The organism is Vibrio qingdaonensis, from assembly GCF_026191675.1.
Taxonomy (GTDB): domain Bacteria; phylum Pseudomonadota; class Gammaproteobacteria; order Enterobacterales; family Vibrionaceae; genus Vibrio; species Vibrio qingdaonensis.
The window spans coordinates 1-12,562 of the sequence record NZ_JAKRRY010000064.1; the positions used below are offsets into that span (position 1 = coordinate 1).

Genomic DNA, 12,562 nt, shown 5'->3' on the forward strand with positions numbered 1-12,562 from the left:
GTTGGAAAAAAGAACAAGAAAAATCAACAGTATCAATCAATTAAACAAATATTTGAGATCTCTTGCTTTCTATTGAGCCTGTGTTTAAAAAAAAGAGGCTTTGATGTGATGGACGCACCTCCCTTCTAGCGTCGTTGTACCAAACTAATAGTACAACCAGTGAGAACAGGAGTAACAAGTATGTCTATTAAAGTTGTCGGTATCGATATAGTCCAGCGATACGTAAGAAACTTCACCGCTATCCATTCATTCGAAGCGAAAATGAAGCTTAATAAGGGGTTTAATTACGCCGTAACGGAAAGGGAACAAGTGTGGGCTAGCTCTGCCTTCATAAAGGCGATATTCAATATTGATACCATTTACGGCTAAACTGAAGATGAGAAAACAGCCATCCTAAAACGTATCGTTGTTTTTACAACAGTCCCAAATCAAACACTAACGAAGGAGGCAGATTTAACTGCCTCCAGCTCTAGTCAGGACGAAATAGATATACGTTTAACGTTGTCGTTTTTCGTGGCTTTTCTTGGAATCTGAATGACTAAAAGCCCGTTTTTCATGCTTGCAGAGATATTGTCTTTATCAATATCCTCAGGCAGAGATAACGTTCTTTGAAATGTCCCCATGCTGCGTTCCATGCGGTAGTACTGCTTATCTTTAGACTCTTTTTCCTCCTGCATTTGCCCTTTCACAATCAGTGTATTCGCACTCAACTCAACCTGAATTTCATCGTCTGAAAGCCCGGGAAGTTCGACTGAAATTTCATATCCATTCTCACTGCTGGAAATATCTAATTTTGCTCGATTTGAATAGAGCGCTTGGGGACCGAATAGATTATTTTCAAGTAATGAGCCTATGGGAGCCCCATGTGAAAAACCTTGTATCCCAAACCGCTGCCATGCTTCTTCAAACAATCTGTCCATTTGATTTTGTAGCTGGATCAGCGAACCTAAAGCACTTTTCTGTGAGGAAGCTATAGTATTCTCGCCGGAAATAACTTCAGAAAACGCTTCATTTTTAGATACCGGAATTTGATTTTTAGAATCATCTTCATGTTTAAACCAATTCCAGGGGGTTAATTTTTCGATATTCATAAAAAATCCTCATAATATTATTGACCTTCATAGTTAATAATTAGAAGGTGTACTATACACCCTCTAATTATTTATTTTTTATTGACTTTACCATCATTATAACCTTCGGATTCATGCTCTAGAACATTACCACCTTGATTAATGGCAATAGATTTAGGCTTCATTTCTTCAGGTATTTCTTTAACCAGAGTAATAGTTAATAAACCATGAGAGAGGTCAGCGTCGGTAACTTCAACATAATCTGCTAAGTTAAATTTACGCTCAAATGTACGGTTGGCGATACTCTGATAGAGATATTTTCTTTCCGGTTCAGAGTTCTTATTACCGCGCACAGTCAGTACACCTTTCTCGACTTGAATATCAAGTTCCTCTTGCACAAAGCCCGCTATAGCCAATGTAATGGCGTAACGATTCTCGCTAAGAACTTCTATGTTGTATGGGGGGTAACCGCCAACAGATGTTTCACTAGTTAACGCATGATCTAGAAGTGATGCCAGGCGGTCAAATCCTACACTATTTCGATATAGTGGAGTTAGGTCGATTGAGTTCATAGTATATCCTCCATGAGAAGCAATAAAAATAAAAACAATAGATATAAAATTTTCTATATATACAAATTTTACATTGAATTTATATTATTTAAAATCCGTGTTCAAGTTTGAATTTATAAAATTTTCTTATAATAATATGCGTTAAATATTATTTAATAATAAAAAATCTTTGAGTTTATATTATCTACACCTGATAATTAAGCGGACTTCCTTGCCCGCTTAGATTTTTTACTAAATATGCTCCATTGACTGCTTATCTGTCATTTGCTCGGAAATCATAGCCTCAGTGGTTATCATTAGCCCAGCAACAGACGCAGCATACTGAAGCGCAGAGCGCGTAACTTTTGTTGGATCAATAATACCCATATCAAACATATCACCGTACTCTCCTGTAGCTGCATTGAAACCGTCATTCACACCACTGCTCCTAACATTGTTCGCGACGACAGAAGCTTCGTCACCCGCGTTGGTGACAATTTGTCGAAGTGGCTCTTCCATCGCTCTAAGCGCAACACGAATACCAACATTTTGGTCATCATTGTCACCAGTAAGGTCAACCAGCCCTTTCCCTATCTTAGCGAGCGCTACACCACCTCCGGCAACGATACCTTCTTCAACCGCAGCTCGAGTAGCATGCAATGCATCATCGACACGATCTTTCTTCTCCTTCATCTCCACTTCAGTCGCTGCGCCAATTTTAATCACAGCCACACCACCTGCGAGTTTAGCTATTCGCTGTTGAAGCTTTTCTTTATCATACTTAGAAGTGGCAAGTTCGATTTGATTTTCTATCGATTTAACACGGTCTTTGATAATTTGTTCGTTCGCCACCCCACCAACAATCGTGGTTGTATCTTTTGTTATCGTTACTTTCTTCGCGCTCCCTAATTGCTCTAGCGTGATCTTTTCAAGCTCATGACCTAAGTCTTCACAAATCAGAGTGCCACTTGTCAGTACTGCTATATCTTCCATCATTGCTTTGCGGTTGTCACCGAATCCAGGAGCTTTTACAGCGGCAGTGCGCACAATACCACGCATATTGTTCACTACCAGTGTTGCCAAAGCTTCACCCTCAATATCTTCAGCCAGAATCAATAAAGATCGAGTTTGCTTGGCGACTTCTTCAAGAATAGGAAGTAACTCACGAATGTTGCTTACCTTTTTATCAACCATTAGAATATAAGGATTATCTAGTTCTACTGCTCCGCTCTCGTGATTGTTCATGAAGTACGGAGAAAGATACCCACGCTCAAACTGCATACCGTCCACAACCGCTAACTCATTATCTAAACCCTGACCTTCTTCAACGGTAATGACTCCGTTGCGACCTACTTTCTCCATAGCTTCTGCAATAATGTTCCCAATCAACCTGTCGCTGTTTGCTGAAATACTTCCGACTTGAGTAATTGATTCTTTGTCACTGCATGGTTGAGATACCTCACGGAGCTTATTCACAGCAGCTTCGGTCGCTTTATCAATCCCTCGCTTCAAGTCCATTGGATTCATCCCCGATGCTACGGCCTTTAATCCCTCATTGATTAAAGATTGCGCCAGTACTGTCGCGGTTGTAGTTCCATCTCCCGCTTCCTCATTAGCTTTCGAGGCAACTTGCTTCAGCATTTGAGCCCCCATGTTCTCAAACTTATCCTCAAGTTCAATTTCTTTTGCCACAGATACACCATCTTTCGTGATGACGGGGGCTCCAAATGACTTATCGAGAACAACATTTCGTCCTTTAGGGCCAAGAGTAACTTTAACTGCGTCAGCCAATAGGTTTACCCCATTGAGCATCTTTTGACGCGATTCATCAGCAAATATAACTTCTTTTGCGGTCATGATTTATCTCCTCAAAAATAACTTAAAAATCAATTACTCAACGACTGCTAATACATCTAATTCAGAAAGGATAAGATACTCTGACCCATCAATTTTTTCTGTTTTTACACCATAACCTTCATTAAAAATGACAATATCGTCGACTTTGACATCCAAAGCCGCACGCTCACCATTATCCAATCGTTGACCTAAACCAACTGCAACAACTTTTCCTCGGTTGGATTTTTGGACTGCTTGAGACGCAAGTAAAATTCCGCCTTCAGAGAGGCTTTCTGCTTCAAGCCTTTCAACGATAAGACGGTCATTTAAAGGACGAATATTCATGAGGTTTAGCCTCCTATAATTGTTAAAAATAAAAGACATAATAATGAGGAATAGGGCTAAGTAATGCCCTTCCAGTCAATAAAATAAGGATGAATAAAATTGATTTCAAGGGAATAATGAAATTTTTTAATTCTAATTATCAAAGAAAACTTAATTATATATAGCAAATAGTTATTAATATTTTTGAGTGAGAATGCATCTACTTATCGCTTTACTTAGGAACAAAATCGTCAACGGGGAAAGATTGGGGAGGCATTCGAAGAGTTGTCGTGCTCTGGCTTTTTAGACCTTATCTTATCAAAATACCCTTAGTATTAAGTGTCAAATAATGGTATTGCACTTCAGATATTTACAGGCTTTTATATTGATGAAATATTTAAAGACTACTTAAGAATTAGGTTTTATAGGGTAACGTCTTATTGCCCAGTGCCATAATGCATATAATAGTTTATGCTCAACATATCCGAATTACTTGGTCACCATTTTTCTACAAGAGAGACCACGTCGAAGCTTTATACGAAGATTATTTTGTAAAGTGTTTAAAAAACAAAAACAGCAAGCGCTTAATTCAGCCTGTCGCGAATTTGAAAACGGCATGAATGACTAGCCTCCGGTGACCTATTAGCCATAGAGGCTTTTACCAATACCTTATGGCCTCTTATCTTGAGCACAATAGCGGAAGCATTTTCACGTTAAATTTTGAGAGCAAAGCTATCCGTTGATTTTTAGCTGTTGTTTTTTTGTTTATGCTCGACTCACGTAATCACCTCATTGATTGAATCTGTTGTTGCTCAGAAGACTTCCCCTGCATAAACGCACCTTCTTATTTGTATAGTACAAGCAAGAAGGAATTTTTTAGCTAAATCGACTCCATTCGTTTGGGCACTTATTTCATGGTAAGTACTTTAATGTGATGAGTTTAATTATCTATCCTGCAAGATAAGGAACTAGATACATCATTTACCGGTGAGTTTTTGCGTCGATATGGTTAATAATTTAAAATAAATTACTATTTATATCTCAATCAGCCGTGAATAATTATCATTATTTTAATAAATCACAGGTTGAAAAAATGAATATACATAGGTATCCGCAATTACTAACCGTAATCGTCTTGAGCCTAATGCTGAGCGCTTGTGGAGACAAGGCAATAACTGAAGAGCTCGCTAAAATTGACGAGCCAGCAAAAGCTGAGGAGCCCACAAAGGAGTATATTACACTTGAAAACGATGAGAAGTTAATCAATGAGTTCGGGGGGGGTTACCAGAAGGTACCACATCTATCTGATATTAATGGGAACGCTGTTGCTTTAGTGCTAGATGCTGATGGGAAGGTAAAGGATAAACCCGTTTCTGTTCTCTCAACTGGAGAGACTGAACGACCCCAATTTTTCTTGAATCAAGCGAACCAACTCGTTAACCCTAGCTCGTTACAACCCTTTACCAATATTGGGAGTTCTAAGCCTTTAACTCTCCTAAGAAATAAAGACGGCCACGCTATTATTGGTGAAAATGGTGGATATTCCGTTACACAAATTAATCATTTAGGTTTACCAGAAGACAATGAAGTATTCTTCAATACAACGACAGGGGAGCTTTGGAAAGACAGCAATGGTAATTTGGTAACAAAAAAAAGGATAGATGATAACCCTTACCTAGAATCCTTCCCTAGTTATGATGAAATAGCAGGGTTAAATTTAGGTTTTAGACAAACGGCAGGATCGGATCCGGGGGTTATATTTGCTACGGCTCAGGGGCTTTATTATCCGGTGTGGAGGACGTCTGGATTGGTCAATATTCCTATAAAAAGACATACTACTATTACAGCGGCAACTAAAGATGGGGGGATGATTGTTTTTGGCGGCGAGAAAGAACATTATTTAGGCGTAGATAATGTTTTGCTTTATGATGCGCCTACAGATACAGTTTATCCAACAACTGCAACAAAAGGGATCCTAGTAATAAATAGAAACTGCAATTTCAATGATGAAATATTGGAAGAGCGATTCCATACGCCACCGCCTAGAAATGAAATTATTTCAAATCCGGATCTAGGTTGTTGGCCAAAGAATATCCGCCAGTTCGCCTCAACCATTCACTCTGGTCCTGTTGGTCTGTTGACCAAAACAAATGAGCTTTGGGGCATAGGGTCCTCTTCGTTTGGTCTAGGTGGTAAAAGGTCTGATCCCATGGATTGGAAAAGCAAAGTGGCTTTACCTGTTAAAATTGCAGAAAATATTAAGATGACAACTCTTCATCAAGGTGGTGGATACGCATTTACTTTTGGGTACGCTTTAACTAATGATGGGGAAGTGTTTAGGATTACAGGCTCACACCATGCCACGGATATTCAAGAAAATCATGTTAATGCGACCTCGTCAGCGGCTGTTAATGGACAATTTATAAAGTTAAAAGTCCCAGCCAATGATTATATCATCAACTTATTCACACCAACTTTTGGCACGAGAATCCTAGCATTGGGAAGCTCTGGAAATTATTACGTCCTAGGAGGAGCAGATCACCTAACCTCTCATTTCGGCAATGATCCTTTCCTTTTAGAGTTAACTCCAAAGGCAAAAGATTTCTTTTCTATGAGCACAGAGAGCGCGACCAACGCTCTGACTATTATTCAATATCTTGGGGTTGACGGAAAACTCTATCAATATACCGATAGACGTTATAATTGGATAGTCAGCGACTATCCAGATGGGGTCTCTCCTGTGTTTCCATCTTATGTAGATAGCCTTGATTATTACACCCGACCTCGTCCTCTTAAAAGCACCGAAGATATAATTTTTAGCGAAGTGATTGGAGGAGGATTCAACTTTCTTCTGAAAGATACTCAAGGTAACTACTATACAAAAGCCACCCACGCGTTTGCTGGTATATTTTTAGGGAATCAGGAGGATTTTGGGAATTATCGTGTATTGGTAAAATTAGGTCCTGATATTCCTGCTATTGAATTTTTACAAAATAACCCAAAATTTGAGTTTCTCTATAATGACTTTCGGGTTTTAGTTAATAAGGAGGAAAAAAGAATAGCTCTTATAGATACAGGTGCCCCTTTAATAAGTGCAGTTGAATATGGAGGAGGGAGTGAATTCTTTACGTCTCCCCCTCGCTCTGGAGAAAGAGCGAAGTATGGCTCTGTCCATATTCTCCCTAATGAAATTTCTGATCGGTTATTTTTTACAGATTGATATTCATCATGTTAATGCTTATTTTCGAAAAACCTGATTTGCATGGGACTGGTCAATAGGCTTTGTAAACCTTGTTCTCTAAGCGTTAGGTGACTTTACCATGCTTGATTTGTGTCGAGCAGGATGGGGGCTTTAGAAGGACACATCTTGGTGCGGCACAGAATTACTCAATAGAGTAACCCCACTCTTAGATCATAGCTGAAATATATAATCGGCACCGGCCAGCCTCATCAAGCAAATGAGAGCTATCGTCAGTAAATATCGAAAATCGGCTTAAGTCAATGTCCGGAATTTGTTGACTATCTTTCGTGGAGACATTATGTCTAGGCGAGTTGGACCCACCGTTAATGGGTGGGTCTTTCATTTAGTTAAAGTAGTATTTTACACCTAAGCTAACGCTATCTTCTTCTAAATTTACTTGACTAGATTTCACCTCCACAACTGCAACCTAGTCATTTCTTTTGCAAGGATTTTCGTCGCAGCGCCTTCTGGTTGATTTCTCAATATTGCTTCATCATCCAATAGATTATTCGCTAAGTGCTCAAAATGCACCCGAACACCAATTTTTTCTAAGATATCCAGCATTGCACTATGCGTGGTGTGGTGTGTGGGATTGGATTGAGGGGAAACAGGGCCACTTCGTTAACCGCTTGCATAATTTGTGCTTTCTCTAAGGCTTTATATTATTAGGTAAAGTCGCCCATATTAAAAGGGGTTGGGGTGAAAAATGGATCACACTACTAAAAAGTCACAACACCTTTTAGGAATTCAGGGCCATTCGTAAAACGAAATAACAGTAAAATATGACTTTAGAGAGGCGATATTGTATCCGTCATTCCGCCCCCAATTTAATAATTTAAATAGTGTTCTCCAGCGTTCATTTATCAGTAAAAAAACGACACCATCTTGACCGCGCTCGGTAGTTTTGATCTATTACTGTTATTTGACAGTCTCAAAATATGCCTACTCAGCCTGTTATGAAACGCTTGGCTCATCTTGGTCTCATTGCAGCATTTTTCCATGAAATCGGCCTGCCACGAATGATGGACTCGGAGATCACAGCAGAACACTTCACATGTTCTCCGACTTTTCAACGCTGACCACGCCCGTGTCTAGATTACTCGCCAAGGATGTTAAAGCACATCATCTTACCGATGATGTACTAATGCCCTATACGAAGCCAATGTCTCAGCGCTCTCTCAGGCTATTGCTGAACGCGTTGTTGATAAGCTAGGTTTGACTACTGATTCTGTTCATCTTGATATCACTAGCTTTCACGTTGATGGCGAGTATGCTCAAGAGGAAGATACCAAGGCTATTAGGCTCGTGAAAGGTTATAGCCGAGGCCATCGGCTTGAGCTCATTTGTAAAAACCAAGCCGGTCTTCCTGTTTATATGCAAGCGCTCAGTGGTAACACCAATGATGCCAAGGCATTCGCTGAGGTCACTAGCAAGCACATTCATTGTCTAAAAGACGTGCAAAATAGCCGTTACTTTATCGCTGATGCCGCCTTGTACACAGAAGAAAGCATCTCCTCGTTAGATGAACAAAAGCAAAAGTTCATTACCCGCGTCCCGATGATCATCAAACTCGCAAAGCAATTAAGCGCTATAGGAAATGTCTACTCAGGGTGCTGGATAGACTCTGACTACGGCAAGGTTATTCAGCGCTGGTTGCTAGTCACAATGAGCAAGATCCGAAGCAAGAAGAGATCACATTTAAAATAACTTAAAGAGAAATTTAGCAAAATAAATCAATATGTTATATAAAATAAGCAAAAAGCTATTCGCTTGCGATGCTAATGTAAAGTTGGCGCTCAAAGAGTTCAAGAAACAATGCCACTTACTGGGATTTGAACAGACCGCGACCATAAAAGTCCCTACTTTCTCTAGTCCTGGCCGCCCAAAGAAAAATGAAAAACCAACAGGGTATCAATAATTCATAGAGGCAGGACCGTTTACCTAGCTAGAAAAAGCCACAGCGTATTGAAGCATTGCTAATGATAATGACGTTGAGCCTGCTTGGCTACCCCAGCTTAGAGCACAAAATCAGAGAGCAATTAACACAAACCGAGGAGTTCTTCCCGAGCATGGTAAAGAACAAGCCAACGTCGAAACCGACGGCACGTTGGGTCTTCTTGAAGTTCGAAGGTATAGATATCTTGGAGATCAACGGTCAAGGATTTATAACAGAGCTTCAATAGCATCCAACTCGGATTAACATCTCGAATTAATAATAATTTTCAGGTGCTCAAGCTTGCATCTTCAAGTTGATTAGGTGTATGCCAACGCATTATTCAGATCCATGGCTTCGTTGTTTGCCTTTACTTATACGCGGCGTTGTTGCCTAAATCAATTGAACCTTTTTCGAGTCCTGCGATCTGATCCTTTATGATGGTTAGAGCGGTGACAACATGGGTAAGGCGAAAAAGAAGATAACTAACTGGGCGGAGTACAATAAGGCTTTGTGCAAACGGGGCTCGGTTACGTTCTGGATAGATGATACAGCCGTAGATGCATGGCGATGCAAAACCCATCATGGTAAGCGTGGTAGAGGCTTTCAGTACTCTGATACAGCGATTGAAACTGCCTTGATGATTAAAGGAGTATTCTCATTACCATTGCGTGCTCTTCAAGGTTTTATCGACTCTATCTTTGAGTTATTGGATGTTCCACTGACGTCCCCAGACTACACCTGTATCAGTAAACGCTCGAAGACAGTCCAGGTGATATACCGTAATAAATCTAAAGGGGCTATTCGTCATATAGCCATTGACTCGACTGGTCTCAAAGTCTTTGGCGAGGGGGAGTGGAAGGTGAAGAAGCACGGTGCCGAAAAACGTAGAACATGGCGCAAGCTGCACTTAGCCGTTGATGTAGATACCCATGAAGCCATTAGTGCCGAGGTCAGCCTGGTAAATGTTGGTGATAGCGAAGTGCTGCCAACGTTACTCAACCCTTTACGTAGAAAGATCGATGCTGTATCTGCCGATGGAGCATATGACACAAAAAGTTGCCACAATACTCTGAAAAATAAAGGTTGTACTCCGTTGATACCACCTCGAAAGAATGCAGCGTTTTGGGAAGATGGGCATCCCAGAAATGAAGCTGTAGAGGCTTTGAAAAACGGAACAATAGCGGAGTGGAAATCCGAGTCTGGTTATCACTATCGCTCAATATCTGAGACCGCAATGTCTCGATATAAAGGACTAACCAGCGGTAAATTGAGCTTGAGGTGTTACAACGCTCAAGTGGGTGAAATCATGGCGAATGTCAAAGCTATAAACAAAGTCATAGGACTAGGCATGCCTGTTCGAAGCTAACGGTGAGTCACATATGGCGTCGTTGACCTTCAAGCTGATTTGATCAACAACGCCGCTATCATGCGCTAATTTAGAAAGCGTTAAAGTTCCAGATCAATGAGCTAAAGATCGTAAAGCCTCACCTAGCAGGTCTTCTGGCGAAAGGTTAGAGTGGGTGTTCATTATACTTTCGATTCTCCTTGTAGGAAAAGATTTACAAGTCTTCCCTTTACCATCAAAGTCCTCTTGTCTTCTGCCGTATGCAATGTACACATTAATGAGAGTACACTCCCTCTCTCTCACTGAGCAGGTAATTTTCCTGAGTTTTTTTTGAAGACCTTCAAACATTCTATCGAGGCTTTGGTCACTATTTGCCTTAGTAAAGTGACCATAGACTTCAGAGATAGTGCTATTTATTGATAGCTCAAACCTATGTACTTCTTGTTTCATTTAAAATAACTCAAGTATTATTGGGATTTATATTACACATACTATAACCAAAAAAATTGAAAGTTATTGGTTAATCAATTTAGTCAGCTTTGGCTCTCTTTGTTATCAGCTTTTGTCGACAAAGCTAACTGCTTCCAGTTACAAAATACATCATTGGCACTCGCCATGAGTCGCGACGACATACTGACTCAGAGTTAGACAAAAAAACGTTATACTCAAAACTCTAATTCACTTAACTGATATTAGAAAAAATATCTTGAAACTTTAAAGCTGAGAGGTTGATACGGCGACGTTGAACAATGAGTCTTAGATCTCTAATCAGTCACGTTAGTATGGGTGAAGCCTGAAAGTGATAGACTTAGAAAGCGTATGAATAATAATCAACAAAAGTCTGGTGAGTGTGTTACCTTGGTCTCTATCCCTACCGCTTAGTAGGGACTTCTTTTCTTTTCCGAACTCGCATCTCGGCACTCCTTAGTTGCCCTCCTAAGCCTCACCGCAGGCTTTAATTATGTCTATTTCAACCCAAAAGTTAAGAAACATCTTCAAACTTACTAGAATTGAAAATGTAGAAACTAACAACGACGTGCCCCATTTCGCACCTTGGTTACCACTTGCCCAGAAAGTAAAACCTGTCATCCCTTCAGCGATTATATATTGCGAAGGTCATTTTGGTAAAATTGATGGTAAAACCGCTAATGGGTTAGTGAGGCATTCGTTAAGCTATCGTATTCTATCGGTTATTGATAGTGAGTCTGCTGGCTTAGATGCTGGTGAAGTTCTTGATAACAAAGCCAATGGAGTACCGATCCTTGCCAATGCTGAAGAAGCTATCATTCACGCGGAAAGCATTCCCGATTACTTCATTTTTGGCATTGCGCCATCAAGTGGTTTTTTATCTGACTTAGATAAAAGCATCATTTTAAATGCCATGTCACTAGGAATGAACATCGTAAATGGCTTACATGAATTCCTAACTGATGATCCTCTATTTTTAGAAGCTAGCTTAAAGAATAACGTTCGAATATTCGATACTCGCAAACCCAAAAGTAAAGGCGATCTGAAAACGTTTAGCGGGAAAATACACAACGTTAAATGTCCGAGAATTGCTGTAATGGGGACGGATTGCGCGCTAGGAAAACGAACAACAGCAACAATATTGGCGAATGAACTGACTAAAAAAGGCCTTAACGCCGTTCTGATTGCCACTGGTCAAACAGGCATTATGCAAGGCGCACAATACTGCGTTGCACTCGATGCTGTCCCTTCACAATTTTGTGCCGGTGAGTTGGAATCTGTCATTGTACAGGCCTATGAAAAAGAAAATCCGGATCTGATTATTATTGAAGGGCAAGGAGCCTTGAGTCACCCTGCGTTTTCAACCAGCGCTTTTATCTTACGTGGCAGTTGTCCAACGGGTGTGATACTGCAACATGCCCCTAAACGTTTATATCGTAGTGATTTTTCTGATTGCCCAATGCCTTCGATTGCCTCAGAAATCAATCTTATCGAAACGTTTTCTAATACCAATGTTATTGGACTAACACTGAATCATGAAGATATGTCGTTGGATGAAACACGTTGTGCGATAGACACTTACACTACCGAATTTGGTCTACCGGTTACTGATGTCTTGTCACAGCCTGTTGAACATCTACTGCACATTGTAACGTCAGCCTTCCCTATAATAGCAAGTAAACTGGCCGAAAAAGAGTGAACTACCCTAGGTTAGACATCGATTGTGGGAAAGTTCATCATAACGCTCAGTTCCTGATTTCTCAGCTCTCACTGAAAAATATATCCGTTACG

General features: G+C 40.3%; 9 protein-coding genes and 1 pseudogene. 5 read left to right on the plus strand and 5 right to left on the minus strand.

Features of this window, described 5'->3' with window-relative positions:
* Nucleotides 1–180 precede the first annotated feature (180 nt).
* On the plus strand, nucleotides 181–369 hold the full coding sequence (locus tag MD535_RS24355; RefSeq protein ID WP_237300824.1) for a hypothetical protein: 189 nt from the start codon (nucleotides 181–183) through the stop codon (nucleotides 367–369).
* A gap of 104 nt (nucleotides 370–473) precedes the next feature.
* Here MD535_RS24355 and MD535_RS24360 read toward each other — a convergent pair whose 3' ends face one another.
* The 4 genes from MD535_RS24360 to MD535_RS24375 all read right to left on the minus strand — a co-directional run bounded on the left by MD535_RS24360 (nucleotide 474) and on the right by MD535_RS24375 (nucleotide 3,802).
* Entirely contained in the window at nucleotides 474–1,091 is a 618-nt protein-coding gene (locus MD535_RS24360; RefSeq protein ID WP_237300825.1) for an Hsp20/alpha crystallin family protein, read from the minus strand.
* Between the two features lie 71 nt (nucleotides 1,092–1,162).
* Nucleotides 1,163–1,642, minus strand: a complete 480-nt coding sequence (locus tag MD535_RS24365; RefSeq protein WP_265677770.1) for an Hsp20 family protein — start codon at nucleotides 1,640–1,642, stop codon at nucleotides 1,163–1,165.
* Between the two features lie 231 nt (nucleotides 1,643–1,873).
* Entirely contained in the window at nucleotides 1,874–3,478 is a 1,605-nt protein-coding gene (gene groL, locus MD535_RS24370) for a chaperonin GroEL (RefSeq protein WP_237300827.1), read from the minus strand.
* A gap of 33 nt (nucleotides 3,479–3,511) precedes the next feature.
* Entirely contained in the window at nucleotides 3,512–3,802 is a 291-nt protein-coding gene (locus MD535_RS24375; RefSeq protein ID WP_237300828.1) for a co-chaperone GroES, read from the minus strand.
* Between the two features lie 1,072 nt (nucleotides 3,803–4,874).
* Here MD535_RS24375 and MD535_RS24380 point away from each other — a divergent pair.
* On the plus strand, nucleotides 4,875–7,001 hold the full coding sequence (locus MD535_RS24380) for a hypothetical protein (protein ID WP_265677773.1): 2,127 nt from the start codon (nucleotides 4,875–4,877) through the stop codon (nucleotides 6,999–7,001).
* A gap of 429 nt (nucleotides 7,002–7,430) precedes the next feature.
* On the opposite strand, the gene MD535_RS24385 is transcribed toward MD535_RS24380, so the two are convergent.
* The gene (locus MD535_RS24385; protein ID WP_265677774.1) at nucleotides 7,431–7,586 is read right to left on the minus strand and encodes a hypothetical protein; all 156 of its coding nucleotides are present in this window, start codon (nucleotides 7,584–7,586) and stop codon (nucleotides 7,431–7,433) included.
* 374 nt (nucleotides 7,587–7,960) lie between these two features.
* Between MD535_RS24385 and MD535_RS24390 the strand changes: the two are divergent.
* The 3 genes and pseudogenes from MD535_RS24390 to MD535_RS24400 all read left to right on the plus strand — a co-directional run bounded on the left by MD535_RS24390 (nucleotide 7,961) and on the right by MD535_RS24400 (nucleotide 12,470).
* A pseudogene (locus MD535_RS24390) lies at nucleotides 7,961–9,205 on the plus strand (IS1634 family transposase).
* A gap of 210 nt (nucleotides 9,206–9,415) precedes the next feature.
* A complete protein-coding gene (locus MD535_RS24395) occupies nucleotides 9,416–10,324 on the plus strand; it encodes an IS5 family transposase (protein WP_237300830.1) in 909 nt (302 codons plus the stop codon).
* Nucleotides 10,325–11,264: 940 nt separating this feature from the next.
* A complete protein-coding gene (locus tag MD535_RS24400) occupies nucleotides 11,265–12,470 on the plus strand; it encodes a DUF1611 domain-containing protein (protein WP_237300831.1) in 1,206 nt (401 codons plus the stop codon).
* The last annotated feature ends 92 nt before the right edge of the window (nucleotides 12,471–12,562 follow it).